This is a genomic window from Streptomyces sp. NPDC006624 (assembly GCF_040611555.1).
In the GTDB taxonomy this organism is placed as follows: Bacteria; Actinomycetota; Actinomycetes; order Streptomycetales; family Streptomycetaceae; genus Streptomyces.
On the sequence record NZ_JBEXOM010000005.1, the window covers coordinates 21,829 to 42,919 of the forward strand.

General features: G+C 73.1%; 22 protein-coding genes. 10 read left to right on the forward strand and 12 right to left on the reverse strand.

Features of this window, described 5'->3' with window-relative positions; all coding sequences use genetic code 11:
* Nucleotides 1-161 precede the first annotated feature (161 nt).
* The gene (gene gcl / locus ABZY20_RS10900; RefSeq protein WP_356439728.1) at nt 162-1,946 is read left to right on the forward strand and encodes a glyoxylate carboligase; all 1,785 of its coding nucleotides are present in this window, start codon (nt 162-164) and stop codon (nt 1,944-1,946) included.
* A gap of 81 nt (nt 1,947-2,027) precedes the next feature.
* Here the strand turns inward: gcl and ABZY20_RS10905 are convergent, their stop codons facing one another.
* From ABZY20_RS10905 to ABZY20_RS10930, 6 genes are all read right to left on the reverse strand, one after another.
* Nucleotides 2,028-2,636 carry a TIGR04222 domain-containing membrane protein gene (locus tag ABZY20_RS10905; RefSeq protein ID WP_356439730.1) on the reverse strand — a complete coding sequence of 203 codons (609 nt, stop codon included), beginning with the start codon at nt 2,634-2,636 and terminating at the stop codon, nt 2,028-2,030.
* A 170-nt stretch (nt 2,637-2,806) separates the two neighbouring features.
* A complete protein-coding gene (locus ABZY20_RS10910) occupies nt 2,807-3,040 on the reverse strand; it encodes a hypothetical protein (RefSeq protein WP_356439732.1) in 234 nt (77 codons plus the stop codon).
* Between the two features lie 305 nt (nt 3,041-3,345).
* A complete protein-coding gene (locus tag ABZY20_RS10915) occupies nt 3,346-3,693 on the reverse strand; it encodes a catalase-related domain-containing protein (RefSeq protein WP_356439735.1) in 348 nt (115 codons plus the stop codon).
* A complete protein-coding gene (locus ABZY20_RS10920) occupies nt 3,693-4,598 on the reverse strand; it encodes a catalase (RefSeq protein WP_356439738.1) in 906 nt (301 codons plus the stop codon). Before ABZY20_RS10920 ends, ABZY20_RS10915 begins: the two co-directional genes overlap by 1 nt.
* Before the next feature lie 196 nt (nt 4,599-4,794).
* The gene (locus ABZY20_RS10925; RefSeq protein WP_356439741.1) at nt 4,795-5,685 is read right to left on the reverse strand and encodes a 2-hydroxy-3-oxopropionate reductase; all 891 of its coding nucleotides are present in this window, start codon (nt 5,683-5,685) and stop codon (nt 4,795-4,797) included.
* A gap of 27 nt (nt 5,686-5,712) precedes the next feature.
* Nucleotides 5,713-6,534 carry a TIM barrel protein gene (locus tag ABZY20_RS10930; RefSeq protein ID WP_356439744.1) on the reverse strand — a complete coding sequence of 274 codons (822 nt, stop codon included), beginning with the start codon at nt 6,532-6,534 and terminating at the stop codon, nt 5,713-5,715.
* A 255-nt stretch (nt 6,535-6,789) separates the two neighbouring features.
* Between ABZY20_RS10930 and ABZY20_RS10935 the strand changes: the two genes are divergently transcribed.
* The 7 genes from ABZY20_RS10935 (at nt 6,790) to ABZY20_RS10965 (ending at nt 12,533) form a co-directional block, all read left to right on the forward strand.
* Entirely contained in the window at nt 6,790-7,041 is a 252-nt protein-coding gene (locus tag ABZY20_RS10935) for a hypothetical protein (RefSeq protein WP_356439747.1), read from the forward strand.
* On the forward strand, nt 7,038-7,406 hold the full coding sequence (locus ABZY20_RS10940) for a helix-turn-helix domain-containing protein (RefSeq protein ID WP_356439749.1): 369 nt from the start codon (nt 7,038-7,040) through the stop codon (nt 7,404-7,406). The genes ABZY20_RS10935 and ABZY20_RS10940 overlap by 4 nt, the downstream gene beginning before the upstream one ends.
* A 153-nt stretch (nt 7,407-7,559) precedes the next feature.
* Complete coding sequence (uraD, locus tag ABZY20_RS10945; RefSeq protein ID WP_356439751.1) at nt 7,560-8,069, forward strand: 2-oxo-4-hydroxy-4-carboxy-5-ureidoimidazoline decarboxylase; 510 nt, start codon at nt 7,560-7,562, stop codon at nt 8,067-8,069.
* Between the two features lie 7 nt (nt 8,070-8,076).
* Nucleotides 8,077-8,481, forward strand: a complete 405-nt coding sequence (gene uraH / locus ABZY20_RS10950; protein ID WP_356439753.1) for a hydroxyisourate hydrolase — start codon at nt 8,077-8,079, stop codon at nt 8,479-8,481.
* A 4-nt stretch (nt 8,482-8,485) separates the two neighbouring features.
* The gene (gene pucL / locus ABZY20_RS10955; RefSeq protein ID WP_356439755.1) at nt 8,486-9,442 is read left to right on the forward strand and encodes a factor-independent urate hydroxylase; all 957 of its coding nucleotides are present in this window, start codon (nt 8,486-8,488) and stop codon (nt 9,440-9,442) included.
* Nucleotides 9,443-9,550: 108 nt separating this feature from the next.
* Nucleotides 9,551-10,930, forward strand: coding sequence for an 8-oxoguanine deaminase (locus tag ABZY20_RS10960; RefSeq protein ID WP_356439758.1), 1,380 nt, complete (start codon nt 9,551-9,553; stop codon nt 10,928-10,930).
* A gap of 217 nt (nt 10,931-11,147) precedes the next feature.
* Nucleotides 11,148-12,533 carry a nucleobase:cation symporter-2 family protein gene (locus tag ABZY20_RS10965; RefSeq protein WP_356439760.1) on the forward strand — a complete coding sequence of 462 codons (1,386 nt, stop codon included), beginning with the start codon at nt 11,148-11,150 and terminating at the stop codon, nt 12,531-12,533.
* Nucleotides 12,534-12,616: 83 nt separating this feature from the next.
* Here the strand turns inward: ABZY20_RS10965 and ABZY20_RS10970 are convergent, their stop codons facing one another.
* From ABZY20_RS10970 to ABZY20_RS10980, 3 genes are all read right to left on the reverse strand, one after another.
* Nucleotides 12,617-13,039, reverse strand: coding sequence for an acyl-CoA thioesterase (locus tag ABZY20_RS10970; RefSeq protein WP_356439762.1), 423 nt, complete (start codon nt 13,037-13,039; stop codon nt 12,617-12,619).
* A 58-nt stretch (nt 13,040-13,097) separates the two neighbouring features.
* Nucleotides 13,098-13,727 (reverse strand): hypothetical protein, encoded by a 630-nt coding sequence (locus tag ABZY20_RS10975; protein ID WP_356439764.1) that lies wholly within the window; start codon nt 13,725-13,727, stop codon nt 13,098-13,100.
* 74 nt (nt 13,728-13,801) lie between these two features.
* Nucleotides 13,802-15,010: a pyridoxal phosphate-dependent aminotransferase gene (locus tag ABZY20_RS10980; RefSeq protein WP_356439767.1), complete on the reverse strand. Its 1,209-nt coding sequence runs from the start codon at nt 15,008-15,010 to the stop codon at nt 13,802-13,804.
* Between the two features lie 86 nt (nt 15,011-15,096).
* On the opposite strand from ABZY20_RS10980, the gene ABZY20_RS10985 reads away from it, so the two are divergent.
* Nucleotides 15,097-15,723 carry a helix-turn-helix domain-containing protein gene (locus ABZY20_RS10985; RefSeq protein ID WP_356439770.1) on the forward strand — a complete coding sequence of 209 codons (627 nt, stop codon included), beginning with the start codon at nt 15,097-15,099 and terminating at the stop codon, nt 15,721-15,723.
* Nucleotides 15,724-15,760: 37 nt separating this feature from the next.
* Here the strand turns inward: ABZY20_RS10985 and ABZY20_RS10990 are convergent, their stop codons facing one another.
* The 3 genes from ABZY20_RS10990 to ABZY20_RS11000 form a co-directional block, all read right to left on the reverse strand.
* Nucleotides 15,761-16,570 (reverse strand): hypothetical protein, encoded by an 810-nt coding sequence (locus ABZY20_RS10990; protein ID WP_356439773.1) that lies wholly within the window; start codon nt 16,568-16,570, stop codon nt 15,761-15,763.
* On the reverse strand, nt 16,570-17,835 hold the full coding sequence (locus ABZY20_RS10995) for a VWA domain-containing protein (RefSeq protein WP_356439776.1): 1,266 nt from the start codon (nt 17,833-17,835) through the stop codon (nt 16,570-16,572). Before ABZY20_RS10995 ends, ABZY20_RS10990 begins: the two co-directional genes overlap by 1 nt.
* A gap of 85 nt (nt 17,836-17,920) precedes the next feature.
* Entirely contained in the window at nt 17,921-19,414 is a 1,494-nt protein-coding gene (locus ABZY20_RS11000; RefSeq protein ID WP_356439779.1) for an IucA/IucC family siderophore biosynthesis protein, read from the reverse strand.
* Between the two features lie 139 nt (nt 19,415-19,553).
* On the opposite strand from ABZY20_RS11000, the gene ABZY20_RS11005 reads away from it, so the two are divergent.
* On the forward strand, nt 19,554-21,071 hold the full coding sequence (locus ABZY20_RS11005) for an IucA/IucC family protein (protein ID WP_356440696.1): 1,518 nt from the start codon (nt 19,554-19,556) through the stop codon (nt 21,069-21,071).
* The last annotated feature ends 20 nt before the right edge of the window (nt 21,072-21,091 follow it).

Genomic DNA, 21,091 nt, shown 5'->3' on the forward strand with positions numbered 1-21,091 from the left:
CGGGACCGCGCTTGTCCCTCGCTTCGGAAGTCTCTTGACGGCTTTCCCGCACCCCCTTACATTGCTTCCAGATAGTAGAATTTAGTTTCCGCAATGCGGAAGGTGCTCACGGCGGGGCGCGACGGGAGTGCGTATCCGACGGCCGAACCAGGAGTAGTTCCATGGCTCGAATGACCGCTGCCCGCGCGGCAGTTGAGATCCTCAAGCGCGAGGGCGTCACCGACGCGTTCGGTGTCCCGGGCGCGGCGATCAACCCGTTCTACGCGGCGCTCAAAGCCTCCGGCGGCATCGCCCACACCCTCGCCCGCCACGTCGAGGGCGCCTCGCACATGGCCGAGGGCTACACCCGGACCCGCCCGGGCAACATCGGCGTGTGCATCGGCACCTCCGGCCCGGCCGGCACCGACATGATCACGGGCCTGTACTCCGCGACCGGCGACTCCATCCCGATCCTGTGCATCACGGGCCAGGCCCCCACCGCCGTGATCCACAAGGAGGACTTCCAGGCCGTCGACATCGCCTCGATCGCCAGGCCGGTCACCAAGATGGCCGTGACCGTGCTGGAGGCCGCGCAGGTCCCGGGCGTCTTCCAGCAGGCGTTCCACCTGATGCGCTCCGGCCGGCCCGGGCCGGTCCTCATCGACCTGCCGATCGACGTGCAGCTGACGGAGATCGAGTTCGACCCGGAGACGTACGCGCCGCTGCCCGTCTACAAGCCCGCCGCGACCCGCGCCCAGATCGAGAAGGCGCTCGGGATGCTGAACGCCGCCGAGCGGCCGCTGATCGTCGCGGGCGGCGGCGTCGTCAACGCCGACGCCGCCGACCTGCTGGTCGAGTTCGCCGAGCTGACCGGCACCCCCGTCGTCCCGACCCTGATGGGCTGGGGCCTGCTCCCCGACGACCACGAGCTGAACGCCGGGATGGTCGGCCTGCAGACCTCCCACCGCTACGGCAACGCCACGTTCCTCGAATCCGACTTCGTCCTCGGCATCGGCAACCGCTGGGCCAACCGCCACACCGGCAAGCTCGACGTCTACACGGCCGGGCGCACCTTCGTGCACGTCGACGTCGAACCCACCCAGATCGGCAGGATCTTCGCCCCCGACTACGGCATCGCCTCCGACGCCAAGGCGGCCCTGGAGCTGTTCGTCGAGGTCGCCGGGGAGCTGAAGGCCGCCGGCCGGCTGCCCGACCGCTCCGCGTGGGCCGCGTCCGCGCAGGAGCGCAGGGCGACCCTCCAGCGCCGTACGCACTTCGACGACATCCCCATCAAGCCGCAGCGCGTCTACGAGGAGATGAACAAGGCCTTCGGCCCGGAGACCCGGTACGTCTCCACCATCGGCCTCTCGCAGATCGCCGGCGCCCAGATGCTGCACGTCTACCGCCCCCGGCACTGGATCAACTGCGGCCAGGCCGGCCCGCTGGGCTGGACGATCCCGGCCGCGCTCGGCGTCGCCAAGGCCGACCCGGAGGCGCCGGTCGTCGCGCTCTCCGGCGACTACGACTTCCAGTTCATGATCGAGGAACTGGCCGTCGGCGCCCAGCACCGGATCCCCTACGTCCACGTCCTGGTCAACAACGCCTACCTGGGCCTGATCCGCCAGGCGCAGCGTGCCTTCGACATCGACTTCCAGGTGAAGCTGGAGTTCGAGAACGTCAACGCGCCCGAACTCGGCGTCTACGGCGTCGACCACGTCAAGGTCGCCGAGGGCCTCGGCTGCAAGGCGATCCGCGTCACCGACCCCGCCGAGCTGGGCGCCGCGTTCGAGCAGGCCAAGAAACTCGCCGCGGAGTACCGGGTGCCGGTGGTCGTCGAGGCGATCCTGGAGCGCGTCACCAACATCTCCATGTCGACGACCAACGACATCGGCAACGTCGTGGAGTTCGAGGAGCTGGCGACCGAGCCGGGCCACGCGCCGACGTCCATCAGGACGCTGAAGGTCTGACACGCGCCCGACCGAGGGGCGGCCCGTCCTCCCGGACGGGCCGCCCCTTCCGCATGGCCGCTGCTCCGTCCGGGCCCGGGGTCAGTCCCCGCCCCCGCCGCCCCCGCCTCCGCAGGAGGCCCAGCCCCCGTGGCCGCCGCCCGTGCCCCGGGGCGAGTGCTTCAGGAGCGGCCCGCCGCCCACGTCGGCCCGGCGGACCAGGCCCGCCCGCAGGGCGAAGCGGGGCACCAGGAGCCGCAGGGCGGGCTCGCCGTGCAGGGCGACGGCCCGCAGCCGGTCGTGGTGGCCCAGACCGCGCCTGGTCTCCGGCAGGGGGTGGGCCTGCCGCAGGTCGCGGACGTGGCGCCGGGCGGCGCGCGTCGGGCCGAGCAGCGGATAGCGCAGCAGGCCCGCCTCCGCGAGCGGGACGCGCAGGAGCGCGACCGCCAGCCGGACGCCGGGGTCCTTCACCAGGGTCTTCAGTCCGGCGGGCTCGCGCAGGGACGCGTGCACCGCCTCCGCCAGCGCGGACGGCGGCCGTTCGCCGTGCACGGCGTCCCCGATGCCCCGGCGCATCGTCCCGGGCAGATCGGCCTCCACCAGGCCGCGCAGGTGCAGGTCCAGCACGGCGACGGTGACGGCGGCCCGCGGGCCGTCCCCCAGCAGTGCGATCTCGTGCGGCTCCAGCCGGACCGCCGTCCCGTCCTCCATGGCCGTACCCCCGTACCCCGTGCCCCCGTGGCGGGGCCCGCCGCCCCCGTGCCGGCGGGCCCCTGTGCCGTGAATGTGCCCGGCCCCGGGGGCGGTTGACGCCCCCGGGGCCGGGTTCAGAGGTTCATTTGAGGGTTCCGTACGCGGCGTACGGCCGGTGCCGTACGCGCTCATGCGCCGTGGTGCTCCGACAGTCCCGGCCAGTCGTCCGGGCCGCCGCCCTGCCACTCGACGAGGTCGCTCTCCTCGACGTCGGTCACGTACAGGTCGGCCAGCCGCAGGATCTCCGCGACGTCGTCGACGTGCGTGGCGATCCCCAGGGGCTCCTCGCCCAGGGTGACCCGCCGCGATCCGTCCAGGGCGGGAGCGTGGACCACGACGTGCGGATGCGCGGTGCGTGCCATGTCTTCAGGCTGCTGCCGCACGGCTCGTTCCGCACCCCGGGGCGTGCTGGTGGCCGTCCGGCGGCGCGAGGCTGGGCGCGACAGGACGTTCGCGCCGCCGGACGGGGTCGGGGGGGATGTACTGGGACCGCGGCGGGTGTGACGGGGTCGGGAGCGGACCTCCCTCAGGTCGAGAAGCCGGTCCCGGCCCCTTCACCACCGCACTGGCTCACACACCGCCGCGGTCCTCGCCCTGCCCGCGTCCGTGCCCGGGGCGGTCACCCCTCATCCGGGTCGCCCCGGGCGGTCGGACGCGGTCAGGGAGCTCAGTCCTCGCGCAGGGCGCGGACCGCCTCCGCCACGCGCCGCCCGTACTCGGGGTCGGCGGCGTGGAAGTGCGCGAGGTTCTTCTCGATCACGTCGTCGCGGGAGACCTGGGACAGGCCACCGGCGATGTTCGCGACCAGACGGGACTTCTCCTGCGCGGACATCGGCCGGTACAGCTCGCCCGCCTGGAAGAAGTCGTCGTCCTTGGTGTGCCGGGGCGCCGGGTGGGTGCCCGTGTGGCCGTTGACCGCGAGCGGCGCCGACAGCGGGCGGCCGGTCTCGACCGGGCCGTCGTAGGAGTTCGGCTCGTAGTTCTTCGCGTAGCGGCCCTGCGGGTTGGACGCCATCAGGCCGTCCCGGCCGTAGTGTTGAAGCGGTACTCCGCCGCCTCGGCCGCCGGCATGACCTGGACGTACAGCGTCCAGGACGGGTGCACGCCCCGCTCGATGGCCTGGAGCAGGTCCGTCTGGTGCGAGTCGGGGTCCCTGCCCGCGAGCTCGGCCGCCTGGTCGCTGCTCAGGCAGCGGATGCCCTGGTTCGTCTTGAAGTGGTACTTGACGAAGAAGGCCTCACCCCGGGCGTTCGTCCACTGGTAGGTGTGCGAGCCGTACCCGTTCATGTGCCGGTACGAGGCCGGGATGCCGCGGTCGCCCATCAGCCGGGTCACCTGGTGCGTGGCCTCCGGGGGAGTGCGCCCAGAAGTCCCAGACGTCGTCCGGCTCCTGACGGCCCGATGGGGGCACCTCCCACGCCTTTCGGGCAGTGGGGGAGGGTCGCGCTTCTGCGAGTGGATGAAGTCCGGGAACTTGACCGGGTCCTTGATGAAGAAGACCGGGGTGTTGTTCCCGACGAGGTCGTAATTGCCCTCGGCCGTGTAGAACTTGACCGGGAAACCGGGCGGGTCGCGCACGGCGTCCGCGCCGCCGAGGCTGTCGGCCACGGTCGAGAAGCGCAGGAACACCTCGGTGCGCCGGCCCACCTCGCCGAGGAAGCCGGCGTGGGTGAAGTCCGTGACGTCGTCGGTCACTTCGAAGTGGCCGTAGGCGCCGGAGCCGCGGGCGTGCACCACGCTCCCCCCTGCCTTAACGGCGTGGGCGGTGCCCCCACCGGGATGCGCTCGCGGTTGAAGCGCGAGCTTCTCCAGCAGGTGCTGGTCCTGGAGCAGGAGCGGGCCGCCGGCGCCGGCGGTGGCGGAGTTCTGGTTGTCGGCGACGGGGGCGCCGGACTCGGTGGTGAGCACGCGCTGCGACATCGTGACCTTCCGTACGAGAGGGCAGCGGAAAAGTATTTCCGCTTTGTGGAGCCTAGGGTCGGGGTGAGCGGAGCGTCAACAGTTTGTTGAAGCGGTGGGCATGGCTGGGCCGGGCGGCGCCGCCCCTTTGGGCGCGACAGGACAGGTGTCAGCGGCGGCGCCGCCCGGAGCAGAGGGACCCTCGGGGGGGCAGGGGTCAGACCTGCGCGCCGGACAGGCGCTCCACGGCCCGCAGCAGCGCCGAGTGGTCCAGGCCGCCGTCGCCCTGCGCACGCAGGCTCGCGACCAGCTGGGCGACCACGGCACCGACGGGCAGGGCCGCGCCGACGTTGCGGGCGGCGTCCGTGACGATGCCCATGTCCTTGTGGTGCAGGTCGATCCGGAAGCCCGGCGTGAAGTCCCGGGCGAGGAAGTTGTCCTTCTTGCGCGTCAGCACGGTCGAGCCGGCCAGGCCGCCGTTCAGGACGTCCAGCGCGGCCTTCAGGTCCACGCCGGACTTCTCCAGGAAGACCACGGCCTCCGCGCACGCCTGGATGTTCACGGCGACGATCAGCTGGTTGGCCGCCTTCACGGTCTGTCCCGAGCCGTGCGGCCCGCACAGCACGATGGTCCTGCCGAGCGCCTCGAAGACCGGCTTCGCCTGGTCGAAGTCGGCCTGCTCGCCGCCGGCCATGATGGACAGCACGGCCTCGACCGCACCGGCCTCACCGCCGGACACCGGGGCGTCCAGCACCCGGATGCCCTTCTCGGCGGCGGCCTTCGCCAGGTCGACCGAGGTCTGCGGCGTGATCGAGGACATGTCGATCAGCAGGGCGCCAAACCGGGCGTTCTCCAGGATGCCGTCGGGGCCGTAGGCGATGGCCTCGACCTGCGGGGAGGCGGGGACCATCGTGATGACGACGTCGGCGTCCCGCACGGCCTCGGCGATCGAGGAGGCGGCCGTGCCGCCGGCCGCGGCGAGCCGGTCCAGCTTGTCCTGCTCCAGCGTGTAGCCGGTGACCCGGTAGCCCGCCTTGATCAGGTTCTCGGACATGGGGGAGCCCATGATGCCGAGGCCGATCCAGGCGATCTTGGGGAGTGTGGTCATGGTGAGGGTGCCTTTCGGTACAGGGGGTCAGCGGGGCAGCCAGTCGAAGGCCTCGGCGCTCGGGCGGTCGCCCGGCTTGTACTCCAGGCCGACCCAGCCGTCGTAGCCCGCCTTCCGCAGCTCGTCGAGGAGGTCTTCGAGAGGGAGCGAGCCGGTGCCGGGGGCGCCGCGGCCCGGGTTGTCGGCGATCTGGACGTGGCCGGTGATCGCCGCGTACTCGGCGATCACCGCGGACAGGTCCTCGCCGTTCATGGACAGGTGGTAGAGGTCCATCAGGAACCGGGCGTTGCCCAGCCCCGTCGCCTCGTTGACCTTGTCCACGACCGCCACGGCGGCCGGCGCGGACACCAGCGGGTAGCGCGGTGACTCCGGCTCGTTCAGCGCCTCGATCAGCAGGACGGCCCCGATCCGGTCGGCGGCCCGGGCCGCGAGGACCAGGTTCTCCAGCGCCAGCGCGTCCTGCTCGGCCGGGTCCACGCCGTCGACGCGGTTGCCGTACAGGGCGTTGAGCGCCGTGCAGCCGAGCGAGGCGGCGAAGCCGGCGGCCACGTCGATGTTGGCCCGGAACCGCTCCGACTCCTCGCCCGGGACCGACAGGGCGCCGCGGTCGGGGCCGGGGAGCTGCCCGGCGTAGAAGTTGAGCCCGGTGAGCCGGACGCCCGCGTCCTCGATCGCCCGCTTCAGGGCGTCGAGTTCGCACTGCTCGGGGGTGGGCGTCCCGGTCCAGGGCCACCACAGCTCGACCGCGGTGAAGCCGGCCGCGGCGGCGGCCGCGGGGCGCTCCAGGAGCGGGAGTTCCGTGAAGAGGATCGACAGGTTGACGTTGAAGCGCTGGTCTGCGAATCCCATCGGGGCCGCGCTCCCTTCCGCTGTATTTCGTATCGTGGAACTTGCTTTCTGCGTAACGGAAGACTGCCGTCGGATCTCACCGCTTGTCAAGGGGGTGGGTCCGTGCGGGCGGGGTCGCTCGGGCCGCCCGGCCCGTCCGCGCGTCGGCTAGGGTCGGGCTCGTGGCGGACTCGGCGCGCCCGCCGTGCGCCGCCCCGGTGCGCCCCGTCACGGGCGGGCCGGTGACAGTGCGGGGCACGACGGTTTGGGGGCACGATGCGACTGAGGGTGGAGTTCACGACCGAACCCTTCGACCTGGACGAGGCGCCCGCGCACGCGCTGGTCGCCCGCGAGGTCGTCGAGGCCGCCGAGCTGGACGCCGTCGACGTCGGCCCGTTCGGCAACACCGCGCAGGGCGGTGCCGACGCCGTGCTCACCGCCGTGGACGCCCTGCTCCGCAAGACCCTGCAGGCCGGTGCCACCCGGATCTCGCTGCAGATCAACGTGGTCGAGGAGGACGGGTCGTGAGCGAAGCGGGCGACGCGTCGTTCATCGCCGCCGTCAAGCCCCTGGTCGACGCCATGGGCGGCGAGATGGTGCCCCCGGACGAGGCCGGCCCCGACGACGTCGTGCTGTCCTGGGAGGGCCGCGACACCGTCGCCGTACGGCTGCCGCAGCTCGCCGACTCCCTCGATCACATCCTGGCCGCCATGGAGCGCCGCAAGGGCATGCCGCTGGCCGATCTGGACCGCAAGGCCAAGCAGGAGGTCGTGCGGGTGCTGGAGGCGCGCGGCGCCTTCTCCGTACGGCACGGGGTGGAGACCGTGGCGAGCGCCCTGGGCGTCAGCCGCTTCACCGTCTACAACTACCTCAACCGCGAAAAGGGGTCCTGACCGGGTTCGTGCCGCCTCCACGGAGGTGCCGTGTTGCGCTCCGGTTTCCGCTCTCCGAATTTTCAACAAAGTGTTGACGTGTTGTCGGGGGAGGGCGTTAGCTATCGGCACGCCCGTTCAGCACGAAGGCCGCAACCGGCCACGGAGGCTCCCGTGACTTCCCCTTCCACGCCGCCGGGCCTGGCCCGGTTCAACGCCCTCGAGGAGCAGGCGGCCCGCGCCGCACTGCACGAGGTGTGCGCCTCCACGGCGTGGGCGAAGCGCCTGACGGCCGCCCGCCCCTACGCCGGCCGCGAGGACCTGTACGCCGCGAGCGACGCCGCCACGGCGCAGCTCACGGCCGCGGACCTCGACGAGGCCATGGCCGGTCACCCGCCCATCGGCCGCCCCAGACCCGGCGACCCCACCTCGGCCCGGGAACAGCGCGGCATGGCCGGCGCCTCCGACGCACTCAAGGCGGAGATGCTGGAACTGAACCTCGCCTACCAGGAGAAGTTCGGCCATGTCTTCCTGATCTGCGCCACCGGCCGGACCGGCGAGCAGATGCGCGACGCGGTCCGGGACCGCATCGGCAACACGCCGGAACGGGAGCGGGAGATCGTCCGCACCGAACTGGGGAAGATCAACCGCATCCGTCTGGCCCGACTCGTCGAAGAGGACTGACCGCAGCATGAGCACCTCCGCCACCGCGTCCGTGTCCACGCACATCCTGGACACCAGTGCCGGCCGCCCCGCCGAGGGCGTCGCCGTCCACCTCTCCGCCCGCTCGGGCCGCGAGGCGGACTGGCGCCCGCTCGGCGGCTCGGTGACCGACGCGGACGGGCGGTGCAAGGACCTCCCGGCCCTGCCCGGGGGGACCACCCACGTACGGCTCGACTTCGCGGTGGAGCCGTACTTCGAAGAATCCGCGAAGAAGCAAGCCGATGCGCAGCAGGACGCCCCCGCGAATCGGGACAGCGGCGCCGGTGTGTTCTTCCCGGAGGTGGCGATCACCTTCGCCGTCGTCCCGGGCGAGCACTACCACGTACCGCTGCTGCTCAACCCGTTCGGCTACTCCGTTTACCGAGGGAGCTAGCTACATGACCGTCAATTCCCGCCCTGCCCGGGCCGTGGTCCTGGGACAGAACCAGTACGGCAAGGCCGAGAACAGAGTCGTGAGGATCACGCGGGACGGCGCCACCCACCACATCAAGGACCTCAACGTCTCCGTGGCGCTGAGCGGCGACATGGACGAGGTGCACTACTCCGGCTCGAACGCCAACGTGCTGCCGACCGACACCACCAAGAACACGGTCTACGCGTTCGCCAAGGAGCACGGCATCGACTCCGCCGAGCAGTTCGGCATCCACCTCGCCCGGCACTTCGTCACCAGCCAGCAGCCGATCCACCGGGCCCGCATCCGCATCGAGGAGTACGCCTGGGAGCGGATCGAGGCCTCCGACGCCACCTCGCGGTTCATCGGCGCCGACGAGGTCAAGCACTCCTTCGTCCGCAAGGGCCAGGAGACCCGCCTGACCCAGATCACCTACGACGGCGAGAAGTGGGAGGTGATCTCGGGCCTGAAGGACCTGGTCGTGATGAACTCGACCAACTCCGAGTTCTGGGGCTACGTCAAGGACAAGTACACGACCCTCAAGGAGGCCTACGACCGCATCCTGGCCACCGAGGTCTCCGGCCGCTGGCGCTTCAACTGGACCGACGACGACGAGCGCATGCCGAACTGGGAGAAGTCCTACGCGCAGGTGCGCACGCACATGCTCCAGGCCTTCGCGGAGACGTACTCGCTCTCCCTGCAGCAGACGCTGTACCAGATGGGCGCGCGGATCATCAACCACCGCAGCGAGATCGACGAGGTCCGCTTCTCCCTCCCGAACAAGCACCACTTCCTGGTCGACCTGGAGCCGTTCGGTTTGAAGAACGACACCGCCGACGGTGCCGTCTACTACGCCGCCGACCGCCCCTACGGACTGATCGAGGCGACGATCCTCAGGGACGGCTGCGAGGCGCGCATCCCCGAGGATCTCACCAACCTCTGACGTTCCCCCTTTCGGCACCCGTGGCCGGGGGAACCCCTCTCCCGGCCACGGCACTCAAACTCCCAGGGTCCTGCCGTGCCCCCTCCACATCAGCGCAAAGGACGAACCATGGCAGCAGACCGGCGCATCGTCATCGAGAACGGTGCGATCGCGACCGTCGACGGACACGACACCGAGTACGCCTCCGGGCACGTCGTCGTCGCCGGCAACCGCATCGAGTCCCTCGGCGCGGGCCCCGCCCCCGAGGGCCTTCAGAACGTGGCCCGCCGCATCGACGCCTCCGGACACCTGGTGACCCCCGGCCTGGTCAACACCCACCACCACTTCTACCAGTGGATCACCCGCGGCCTGGCCACGGACCACAACCTCTTCGACTGGCTCGTCGCGCTCTACCCCACCTGGGCGCGCATCGACGAGCCGATGGTCCGCGCGGCGGCCCAGGGCTCGCTGGCGATGATGGCCCGCGGCGGCGTCACCACGGCCATGGACCACCACTACGTCTTCCCGCGGGGCTCCGGCGACCTCTCCGGCGCGATCATCGGCGCCGCCCGCGACATGGGCGTCCGCTTCACCCTCGCCCGCGGCTCCATGGACCGCAGCGAGAAGGACGGCGGCCTGCCCCCGGACTTCGCCGTCGAGACCCTGGACGGCGCGCTGGCCGCCACCGAGGAGACCGTGCGGCAGCACCACGACTCCTCCTTCGACGCCATGACCCAGGTCGCCGTCGCGCCCTGCTCGCCCTTCTCCGTCTCCACCGAACTGCTGCGCGAGGGCGCCCGGTTGGCGCGCAGGCTCGGCGTCCGGCTGCACACCCACGGCTCGGAGACCGTGGAGGAGGAGAAGTTCTGCCACGAGCTGTTCGGCATGGGCCCGACCGACTACTTCGAGTCCACCGGCTGGCTCGGCGAGGACGTGTGGATGGCGCACTGCGTCCACATGAACGACTCCGACATCGCCGCCTTCGCCCGCACGAGGACCGGCGTCGCCCACTGCCCCTCCTCCAACGCCCGCCTCGCCGCCGGCATCGCCCGCGTCCCCGACATGCTCGCGGCCGGCGTCCCGGTCGGCCTCGGCGTCGACGGCACCGCCTCCAACGAGTCCGGCGAACTCCACACCGAGCTGCGCAACGCCCTCCTCATCAACCGCCTCGGCGGCCACAGGGAGGCGGCGCTCAACGCCCGCCAGGCGCTGCGCCTGGGCACGTACGGCGGCGCCCAGGTCCTGGGCCGGGCGGCGGAGATCGGCTCCCTGGAGCCGGGCAAGCTCGCCGACCTGGTGCTGTGGCGGATGGACACGCTCGCCCACGCCTCCATCGCCGACCCGGTGACCGCCCTGGTCCTCGGCGCGGCGGCCCCGGTCACCGCCTCCTTCGTGGGCGGCCGCCAGATCGTCGAGGACGGCCGCCTGCTCACCGCCGACGAGGACGCCATCGCCCGCTCCACGCGGGACGAGGCCCGGCGCCTGGCGAGGATCGCCGCCGAGGCCTGACCACCCGGATACTCCGGCCGGGAGGGACGGCTCCCGGCCGGTGGCCGCGGACCCGAGCGGGGTCCACGGCGACCGTCTCCGGGGCGTGCGCGTCGATCGCCCGCGCCCCGGAACGGTCACCCCGTCACACCCCGGTCCCGCACGACCACCCGCACCACCTCCTTGACACCCACGCCGGCACCGACGCCGCCGTGTAACCGACCGGAGGGACGCCGCCGTGGCCGACCACCCCGTTGACGAAAAACTCCCCGCGCTCAAGATGGCGACGACCGGCCTGCAGCACGTGGCCGCCATGTACGCCGGAGTCGTCGCCCCGCCCCTGATCGTCGGCGCGGCCATCGGCCTGACCGCCACCGACCTGACCTTCCTCACCGGCGCCTGCCTGTTCACCGCGGGCCTCGCCACCATCCTGCAGACCCTCGGCATCTGGAAGATCGGCGCCCGGCTGCCGTTCGTCAACGGCGTCACCTTCGCCGGTGTCGCCCCGATGACCGCGATCGTCGCCTCCACCGGCGACAAGTCCGACGCGCTGCCGATCATCTTCGGCGCGGTCATCGTCGCCGGGCTCCTCGGCTTCCTGGCGGCCCCCGTCTTCTGCAAGGCCATCCGCTTCTTCCCACCGGTCGTCACCGGCACCGTGATCACCCTCATCGGCGTCTCGCTGCTGCCCGTCGCCTTCGGCTGGGCGCAGGGCCCGGACCCGTCCGCCGACGGCTACGGCTCGGCGACCAACCTCGGCCTCGCGGCCGTCACCCTGCTGATCGTGCTGCTGCTGCGCCGCTTCACCCGGGGCTTCGTCAAGCAGATCGCCGTGCTGCTCGGCCTGGTCGCCGGCACCCTGATCGCGATCCCGCTGGGCGTCACGGACTTCGGCCCGGTCGCGGACGCGGACGTCGTCGGCTTCCCGACCCCGTTCCACTTCGGCGCCCCGCAGTTCCAGCTCGCCGCGATCATCTCGATGTGTGTGGTGATGGTCGTGTCGATGACCGAGTCGACCGCCGACATGCTGGCCCTGGGCGAGATCGTCGACCGCCCGGCCGACGAGAGGACCATCGCGGCCGGCCTGCGCGCCGACACCCTCGGCTCCGCGATCAGCCCTCTCTTCAACGGCTTCCTGTGCAGCGCCTTCGCGCAGAACATCGGCCTGGTCGCGATGACGAGGATCCGCAGCCGGTACGTCGTCGCCGTGGGCGGCGGGTTCCTGGTGCTGATGGGCCTGTGCCCGATGGCCGCCTCCCTGATCGCCGTCGTCCCGCGCCCGGTGCTCGGCGGGGCGGGCGTGGTCCTGTTCGGCTCGGTCGCCGCCAGCGGCATCCAGACCCTGGTCCGGGCCGGGCTGGAGAAGGACAACAACGTCCTGATCGTGGCCGTCTCCCTGGCCGTCGGGATCATCCCCATCACGGCGCCGGATTTCTACCACGCCTTCCCCGAGACGGCCCGGATCGTCCTGGACTCCGGCATCTCCACGGGCTGTGTGGCGGCGGTGCTGCTGAACCTGGTCTTCAACCACCTGGGCAAGGACCCCGAGGCCCAGGACGTGACGCACCCGATGGAGGCGGGCGAGGAGATCACCGGGGCGAGCAGGGCCCCGGCCGCACCCTGAGGCCGGCGAACTCCCTTCTGCCTGGTCGGCCGGGTGCCGACCAGGGGGAAGGGCATCGTCGGTGCCGGCCGGCGGGGCGCCGCCTAGAGCCCGAACAGACCCGGGTCCGTGGCCAGTTCCTTGAAGACCCGCGCCGGATCGGCGACCAGCCTGCGCTCCTTGAGGTCCAGGATCCCGCCGACGCCCGTGATCTCGGCGGCGACCGTGCCGTCGGTCTTGCGGACGGTCTGCTCCATGCGGAACGTCTTGCCGCCGCCCCAGGCGAAGGCGCACGTCACCTCGACCTCGTCGCCCGCGAGCAGCTCCCGCCGGTAGCGGACCGTGGTCTCCAGCGCCACGGGGCCGACGCCGGTCGATATGAGCCGGGACTGGGTGATCCCGGCCGCCTGGAGCAGTGCCCAGCGGGCGTGCTCCGCGTAGTTCAGATAGACCGCCTGGTTGAGGTGGCCCTGCACGTCCGTCTCGTAACCGCGGACGGTCACAGGGACGGAGAACGGCTCGCTCACGGTTTCCCCTTCACAGTCTCGTGCACTGCGCAACGACCCACCGATCCTGGCACGTCCCTCACGCCCGGCGCGGGGAGGCCAGGAGATACCGGGTGCCGGTGCGCGGCTCACGGTGCTCGCTCACCTGCCAGCCCGCGCCCTCCAGGGTGGCCGCGCAGGCCCGCAGCGCCCCGCCGTCCGGCTCGCGCACGGCGACGGCCTCCGGCTGCGGGGTCTGCCGCACCCGGTAGCCCTCGCCCTGCGGACCAGCGGGCCGGTGTCCGGCCGCCTCCAGCGCCAGCGCGGCGGCCGGCACCAGATGCGTGCGCTCCCAGCCGCAGGGGCGGTCCACGGCGCCGTCCGGGTTGGTCATCCGGCGCAGCTCCAGCAGGCCCTGCCAGGCGCTGTGCACCTCACGGCGCCGGGCGGGCCCGGCCGGCGGGGCGTCCGGCTCGTCCCCGGTGCGTGCCGCGAAGACCCCCGCCGAGGCGGGCGCCTCCCGGGCGGGAGCGGGCGTGCCGGGCACGCCCTGCCGCACCCGGTGTCCCTCCGGCGTCAGGAAGTGGTCGTGCGGCGGGCGCGGGTGCCGGAAGGCCAGGCCGCGCCCGACCAGCGCCGCGAGCTGTGCCTCCGTGCCCCGCAGCCGCCCGGTCACCGGGTCGGCGGCGTCGATGACGCGCCGCTGCGCGGCGGTCGGCGGTCGGGTCATCGTGCCCTCCTTCCCGGCCGGGGGCGTCCGCCCCGTCTGCCCGAAGGCTACGACCCGCCACTGACAACCGCCCGCTACTGCCGGTAGCCGCCGAGGAACCGCCCGATCCGCCCGATCGCCGCCTCCAGGTCCTCGGCGTGGGGCAGGGTCAGGATCCGGAAGTGGTCCGGGGCCGGCCAGTTGAAGCCCGTGCCCTGGACCACCTGGATCTTCTCGCGCAGCAGCAGGTCGAGGACGAACCGTTCGTCGTCGTGGATCCTGTGCACCTTCGGGTCGAGGCGCGGGAAGGCGTACAGGGCGCCCTTAGGTTTCACGCAGGTCACGCCGGGGATCTCGTTGAGCTTGCGCCAGGCCACGTCCCGCTGCTCCAGCAGCCGCCCGCCCGGCGCGGTCAGCTCGCTGATGGACTGCCGGCCGCCGAGCGCGGCCTGGATGGCGTACTGGGCGGGCGCGTTGGCGCACAGCCGCATGGAGGCCAGCATGGTGAGGCCCTCCAGGTAGTCCCGGGCGTGCTGCCTGGGGCCGGTGACCACCAGCCAGCCGGAGCGGAACCCCGCCACCCGGTACGTCTTCGACAGGCCGCAGAAGGTGAGGACCACCAGGTCGGGGGCGAGGGCGGCCGCCGGGTGGTGGACGGCGCCGTCGTAGAGGATCCGGTCGTAGATCTCGTCGGCGAAGACCATCAGGCCGTGCCGGCGGGCCAGGTCGAGGATGCCCTCGAGGATCTCCTTCGGGTAGACCGCGCCGGTCGGGTTGTTCGGGTTGATGATCACGACCGCCTTGGTCCGGTCGGTGATCTTCGAGGCCATGTCGTCCAGGTCCGGGTACCAGTCGGCCTGCTCGTCGCACAGGTAGTGGACGGCCTTGCCGCCCGCGAGGGTCGTCACCGCCGTCCACAGGGGGAAGTCCGGGGCGGGGATCAGGACCTCGTCGCCGTCCTCGACCAGCGCCTGCACGGCCATGGAGACCAGCTCGGACACGCCGTTGCCGAGGAAGACGTCGTCGACGCCGACCTCCAGGCCCAGCGTCTGGTAGCGCTGGGCCACCGCCCGGCGCGCGGAGAGGACGCCGCGCGAGTCCGTGTAGCCGTGCGCCTGCGGCAGCATGCGGATCATGTCCTGGAGGATCTCCTCCGGCGCCTCGAATCCGAACAGCGCGGGGTTGCCGGTGTTCAGGCGCAGCACGCTGTGGCCTGCCTCCTCCAGCGCGTCGGCCTGCTCTATGACCGGGCCGCGGATCTCGTAACAGACCTCGCTCAGCTTGCTCGACTGCCGGAACTCCATGCGCCGCTTCTCTCTGCCGACCGGTGTTGCTTGGTTTTACCAAGTCCGCGCTTGGAAAGTCCAACAACTTGTCTAGACTGCGTCGCATGCCACCTCGCCGAAGCTACGACCAGTACTGCTCCGCCGCCCGCGCGCTCGACGTCGTCGGCGACCGCTGGACCCTGCTGATCGTCCGGGAGTTGCTGGCCGGTCCCCGCCGCTACACCGACCTGCACGCGGACCTGCCCGGCGTGAGCACCGACGTACTCGCCTCGCGGCTGAAGGACATGGAGCGGGACGGCCTCGCGACCCGGCGCCGGCTGCCGCCGCCCGGCGCGGCCTTCGTCTACGAAGTCACCCCACGCGGACGGGAGTTGCTGCCCGTGCTGCAGGCGCTGGGGGAGTGGGGGCAGGCCGAGCTCGGCGAGCGGCGGCCCACGGACGCGGTCCGCGCGCACTGGTTCGCGCTGCCGCTGCTGCGCCTGCTGGACGGCGAGGGGCTCGTCGAAGTCCGCCTGGAGGAAGGGCTGTTCCACCTGCACGCCGGCGCCGAGGAGGGACCCGTCTACGGCGACGGCCCCGCCCCGGCGGAGCCGGACGCCCGGCTGGTCCTGGACACCGGCACCTGCACGGCCCTGGGCCGGGGCGAGCTGAGCCTCGCGCAGGCCGTGCGGGACGGCAGGGTCGAGGTGTCCGGCGAGGGCGCCCTGGCGAAGGCGCTGCGCGAGGCATGAGGGAAGGCCCGCCGAAGCGGGCCTTCCCCAAGGGGCGTCAGGCCTGCGGCGGCACCCGGGACGGGCGTCCCGACCCGCGGGTCAGGGCGTGGCCGCCGACCCCGGCCAGCGCGGCCAGCACGCCGCCGATCACGGTCCACACCCAGCGGTCCGACCACCAGCCGGACGTCCAGCCGTCCTCCGGCTCCAGACCGGCCAGCACCGCCGCGTCCTCGCGCTCCTCGTCCCGGCCCTCGCCGGACCCGGACCCGGTCGCGATCCCGGGCACGAGCGGCCGCGCGAGCGAACCGTCCACCGCCGCCGGGCCGCCGACGTCCTCGGACTCCACCCGTATCTCGGTGGACACCGGCAGACCGAGGTCGGAGGTGGGCACGCCGACCGCCGTGAGCCGCACGTAGTACGTGCCCGGCAGCGGGTCGTTCGCCCAGGGCTCCGACCAGGCGCGCACCGTTCGCAGCACGCAGGCCAGCTCCACCGAGGAGGCGTCCGGCGCGGCCGTGCGCGTCTGCGCCCCGTACCGGCAGGCCTGGCGGCGGCGCAGGCCGTCGTAGACGTCGACCTGCCAGGTCTGGGAGGCGTGCGTGTCCGGCAGCCGCACCGTCGCCCGGACTGTGGGGCGCTGACCGGTGTCGGCCGGGAACGACCAGTACAGGTAGTCGCCGGTGGAGCCGCGCGCCGTCGCCCGCTGCCCCTGCTCGAACTCCGTCGCCGTCCGGAACGACGTACCCGCCCGGGTGGGGGCCGCGGCGCCGTCCTCCGACGGGCTCGGCGAGGCGTCCGCGGCGGCCGGGCCGGCCGACAGCCCCAGGGTCAGCAGCGCGGCGCCCAGCACACGTGTCACTCGCATCAGTTGGTCCTCCAGACCGCGACCCGCCAGCGCGACAGCCAGCCCCAGACGAGACCGGCGAGGAAGCCGGTGAGGATCAGCACGCCGAGCAGCCACCAGCCGCGGCCGAGACCGAAGGCGGCCACGTCGCCCGCCTCGTCGGGGCCGTCCACGACGTCGACCGTCAGCTCCAGCGGCAGACCCGGCGTGCTCTTGACGCCGGACGCCGCCGAGAAGGAGTGCGTCACGCCCAGGCAGACGGCCTCGGCGGGCGCGTCCTCCTCGTCGCTCGCGGCCTTCGGATAGCGCAGGCCCGCCGAGATCACGTCGGTACGGCCGGTGCCCGCCGCCTCGCCGCGCACGATCTCCCGGCCCTTGAGCGTCACGGCCCGCAGCAGCACCCCGTAGGCCGGGTTCACCGCCCGGTCCGCCGCCACGCTCACCGAGGCGCGCAGCTCCTGGCCCGGCCGCACGTCCACCCGGTACCAGCGCTGCTGCCCGAACTCCTCCCGGTCGCTGTACAGCCCGGACTTCAGCACCGGCGCCTGCGCGCACGCGGCGGCCCCCTCGGCCGCCACCGGCGTCACCACCGGATCGGCCGCCCGGTCCACCAACTCGTTGACCCGGTCGGTGAGTTCGTCCTGGTGCTCGACCGAGGCGTAGGTGCCGCCGGTGGCCTCGGCGATGCAGCTCAGCTGCCGGCTCAGCTTCGCGGTGGGCACCAGCCCCAGCGTGTCGATGGTCAGGCCGATGCCCTTGGCGGCGATCTCGCGGGCGACCTCGCACGGGTCGAGCGGGGCGCAGGTGTCCTCGCCGTCGCTGATCAGCACGATGCGCTTGGAGCCGTCGCCGCCCTCCAGGTCGCCGGCCGCCTTCAGCAGGGCCGGGCCGATCGGCGTCCAGCCGGTCGGGGTGAGCGTGGCGACGGCCGTCTTGGCCTCGGTGCGGTCCAGCGGGCCGACCGGGTAGAGCTGGGCGGTGTCCTTGCAGCCCGTCTTCCGGTCGTCCCCGGCGTAGTCGGCGCCGAGGGTGCGGATGCCGAGCTCGACCTCCTCGGGCGTCGCGTCGAGCACCTCGTTGAACGCCTGCTTCGCCGCGGCCATCCGCGAGCGGCCGTCGATGTCCCGCGCCCGCATCGAGCCGCTCACGTCGAGGACGAGATCGACCTTGGGGGCGTCCTGGCCCGTGGGTTCGCCGGCGGCCGCTCCGGCCGGGAAGGCGATCCCGGCCGTCAACGCGGCGAGCAGGGCACAGACCCCTGCCGCCAGCCGTGTTCTTGTGATCATCGCCGGATCCTATGGAGTGCCGGCACCCGGCTCCAAAACGTGACCGGGGGCAAGGCGCCGGGCGCCCGGCGCGCGAACCGTCGCTTCAGCACAGGGGGTTGGGCAGCCGCGCCCACTGGTCCCCGGGCGTGTGCGGCGAGAGCCGCATCAGCGTCAGCGCCTTCGCGGGCAGCGGCTCGGTGCGCAGCGCGGTGAGGTCGGGGGAGGGCGGCAGGTCCCGTACGGCCGTCTGCAGCGCCGCCGCGAGTGCCCCGCCCGATCCGGCCGCCCCGGCCAGGGCCCCGGCCACGAGCGAGCCGAACAGCTTGCGGCGCAGGGCGTCCTCGTCGTCCGTCACCATGCGGGCGGGCAGCTCGGGCACCGCGATGCCGTGGCGGGCCAGGCGGGCCGGGCTGACCCGGATGTCGGCCAGATCGCGGTAGACCAGCCGCACCGGCTCGCCCGCCGCCGACAGCACCACCAGGAGGTTCTGGCCGTGCGCCTCCAGCGCCACCCCCAGCTCCAGCAGCCGCAGGCCCACGGCCAGGGTGAGACGCGCGAAGCCGGCCAGCCACCCGGGGGAGCCCGGCAGCCCGGTGGTCGCCAGCGCCGCCACCGGCAGCACCCGCTCGCCGCCGCCCGCGTACTCCTGGGGCGACTGCCGCAGCACGGCCGCGAAGTCGGGGGAACCGGCCGCCGCCGCGCCCAGGGTGCGGGTGACGTGCAGCAGACCGTCCGCGCGCGCCGCGGGCACCGCGGCGAAGTCCGACAGCAGCGCGGACGCGGCGACCGACGGCAGCGAGATGTCCCGCACCGAGGACGTCAGCCGGGCGCTGAGCGAGGTCTTCACATGCGGTCCGCCGGGCAGGGCGAGGGTCCGCAGCGACATCAGCGGATGGGCGACGCGCCGCTCCTCGCACGAGCGCTTCAGCACGTGCGCCGCCTGCCACGGATGCACCGGCAGCACCAGGTGCCGCCCGTCCCGAAGGGCAGCGGGCCACTCGCCCGTCACCAGGCACTCCCGCGCCCGCACCGGCACCAGCCCCAGCTCCACGAGCGGCCGGTGCTCGGGCCCGTAGGCGAGCTGCTCGGCCACCGAGAAACCGGGCCGTGACCGGCACGTCGGGTGGAACGGATGCCCGTCGACGACCCGCTGCTCCCACTCCCAGTCGCGGTCCGGCCAGGTGTCCCGCACGCCCTCCTGTCCCGCCCGCGACAGGGCCAGCGAGGCGACGCTGTGCCCGAGTTCACCGGCGAAGGACGCGGAGTGGGGTACGGCGAGACCGGTCACGAGCCGGGCCGGATCGTCGTAGTCCGTCTCATCGAGCCGTACGACGGTGACGTAGGCGCCGGTCGCGTACGGATCCGGCCGCGGGCCGTGCAGCCGCCGGCCGTCCCGCAGGTGCAGGGTCAGGCCGTCCCCGCCCTGCTCGCGGCGGGTCACCCAGGGCAGCGGATCGTGGGCGAGACCGCGCCACAGCCGCGACAGCACGGCCGCCCGGGCGCCGGGCAGTGCGGCCTCGTACCGCGGCAGCAGGGCGGGCCGTACGACGGCCAGCTCGTCGGCGACCTCGGCCTCGGCGCTGGGGGGACGGTGCACGGGCGGGCTCCTCGGGTACGAATAGGGCGTCACTGCGGGACGACGACGACCGACATACTGATCATCTCCGCCCGGCAGTCCGGGAATCCGGGACCACAGGAACACAGGAACGCAGGGAAAAGTGGATCGCGTGGACCTCATGCCCCCGCCCGCCGGCTCCGGACGCGGCGAACCCGGCCCAGGCGAACCCCCGGCCGCCGTCGCTCCCGCGGACGCGTACGCCGCCGTGCCGCTGCTGAACTGCCTGCTGCGGGAGGTCGCCCGGCCGGTGCGGGAGACGGGCGGCCACCGCATCCACCACCTGCCCGGCACCGGCCGCCTGCTCCGGGTCCGCGGGACGCGACGGCCCGCTGATCCGGAGGTCCGGCTGCCCGGCGGCTGGCAGCGGCTCGACCACACCGCGCTGGTCGAGCTCGTCGCCGAGGAACTGCGCCGGCACACCGGGCTGTCCAACCACGAACTGCCCGCCGAGATGACCGACAGCCGGGACGCCGTCGCCGCGCTGCTCGACGCCCGCGCCGGCGCCACCCCGCCCGACGGCCTCTACGCGCGCTCCGAGCAGTGCCTGCTCACCGGCCACACCCACCACCCGGCCCCCAAGGCCCGCGGCGGCGGCCCCGCGGCGGACTGGCTGCCGTACGCGCCCGAGGCCCACGCCCGCTTCCCGCTCACCCTGCTCGGGCTGCGCGAGGACACCGTCGTCGAGGAGGGCGACACCTCCCCGCTCGACGCCCTCGGCACCGCCCCGCCCGGCTACCGGCTGCTCCCGGCCCACCCCTGGCAATTGGAACTGGCCGCCGGGGAGCTCGGCGCCGCCTTCGCGGACGGCCGGCTGATCCGGCTCGGCACGACCGCCCCCGGCACCTGGCCGACGGCGGCGATCCGCACCGTCCGCACGCCCGGACACGACCTCTTTCTGAAGTTCAGCCTGGACGTGCGCATCACCAACGACATCCGCCGGCTCTGGCGTCACGACCTGCTGGCCCTGCGCCGCACGGACGCCGCCGTGTGCGCCGCCCTCGAAGGGTTCGACGGACCCCCGGCCTGGCTCAGCGACCGCGGCTACCGCACCGCCGGCTTCGCCTTCGAGGCCCTGGCCGTCCTCGTCCGCGACGGCTTCGGCGGCCGTCTGCTGCCCGGCGCGACCCCGCTGCTGGCCGCCGGTCTCGTCGAGGGCTTCGACGGCAACCCGCTCGACCGCGTCACCGACCCGGACGCCTGGTGGCAGGCCTACCTCGCCCGGGCGGTGCCCCCGGCCCTGGCGGCCTTCGCGCACGGCGTCGTCGTCGAGGCGCACCTGCAGAACACCCTGGTCGCCGTGGACGCCGACGGCATGCCGGTACAGGTGCTGTACCGGGACGCCGAGGGCGTGAAGCTGCTGCGGGACGTGGGACGCGCGGCCGGCTGGGAGCGGCTCGTGTACTGCCTGGTCGTCAACCACCTCACCGAGATCGCCGGCGCCCTCGCCGAACGCCACGGCGGGTTCGACCCCTGGCCCGCCGCCCGCCGCGCCCTCGCCCGCCACGACCTGCCGGAGACCGGCGCCCTGCTCACCTCGCCCACTCTCCCCGCCAAGACGAACCTGCTGCTGCGCTGGACGGGCGCGGACGGCGCCGACGCCCGCTACCTGCCGCTGCCCAACCCGCTCATGGAATGATGGCCGCCGAACAGGGCGAC

Bases quoted from the DNA above. Each gene is read 5' to 3' on its own strand.
- gcl (WP_356439728.1), top strand. From the start codon at position 162: ATGGCTCGAATGACCGCTGCCCGCGCGGCAGTTGAGATCCTCAAGCGC.
- ABZY20_RS10905 (WP_356439730.1), bottom strand. From the start codon at position 2,636: ATGGAGGACGGGACGGCGGTCCGGCTGGAGCCGCACGAGATCGCACTG.
- ABZY20_RS10910 (WP_356439732.1), bottom strand. From the start codon at position 3,040: ATGGCACGCACCGCGCATCCGCACGTCGTGGTCCACGCTCCCGCCCTG.
- ABZY20_RS10915 (WP_356439735.1), bottom strand. From the start codon at position 3,693: ATGGCGTCCAACCCGCAGGGCCGCTACGCGAAGAACTACGAGCCGAAC.
- ABZY20_RS10920 (WP_356439738.1), bottom strand. From the start codon at position 4,598: ATGTCGCAGCGCGTGCTCACCACCGAGTCCGGCGCCCCCGTCGCCGAC.
- ABZY20_RS10925 (WP_356439741.1), bottom strand. From the start codon at position 5,685: ATGACCACACTCCCCAAGATCGCCTGGATCGGCCTCGGCATCATGGGC.
- ABZY20_RS10930 (WP_356439744.1), bottom strand. From the start codon at position 6,534: ATGGGATTCGCAGACCAGCGCTTCAACGTCAACCTGTCGATCCTCTTC.
- ABZY20_RS10935 (WP_356439747.1), top strand. From the start codon at position 6,790: ATGCGACTGAGGGTGGAGTTCACGACCGAACCCTTCGACCTGGACGAG.
- uraH (WP_356439753.1), top strand. From the start codon at position 8,077: ATGAGCACCTCCGCCACCGCGTCCGTGTCCACGCACATCCTGGACACC.
- pucL (WP_356439755.1), top strand. From the start codon at position 8,486: ATGACCGTCAATTCCCGCCCTGCCCGGGCCGTGGTCCTGGGACAGAAC.
- ABZY20_RS10960 (WP_356439758.1), top strand. From the start codon at position 9,551: ATGGCAGCAGACCGGCGCATCGTCATCGAGAACGGTGCGATCGCGACC.
- ABZY20_RS10975 (WP_356439764.1), bottom strand. From the start codon at position 13,727: ATGACCCGACCGCCGACCGCCGCGCAGCGGCGCGTCATCGACGCCGCC.
- ABZY20_RS10980 (WP_356439767.1), bottom strand. From the start codon at position 15,010: ATGGAGTTCCGGCAGTCGAGCAAGCTGAGCGAGGTCTGTTACGAGATC.
- ABZY20_RS10985 (WP_356439770.1), top strand. From the start codon at position 15,097: ATGCCACCTCGCCGAAGCTACGACCAGTACTGCTCCGCCGCCCGCGCG.
- ABZY20_RS10990 (WP_356439773.1), bottom strand. From the start codon at position 16,570: ATGCGAGTGACACGTGTGCTGGGCGCCGCGCTGCTGACCCTGGGGCTG.
- ABZY20_RS10995 (WP_356439776.1), bottom strand. From the start codon at position 17,835: ATGATCACAAGAACACGGCTGGCGGCAGGGGTCTGTGCCCTGCTCGCC.
- ABZY20_RS11005 (WP_356440696.1), top strand. From the start codon at position 19,554: ATGCCCCCGCCCGCCGGCTCCGGACGCGGCGAACCCGGCCCAGGCGAA.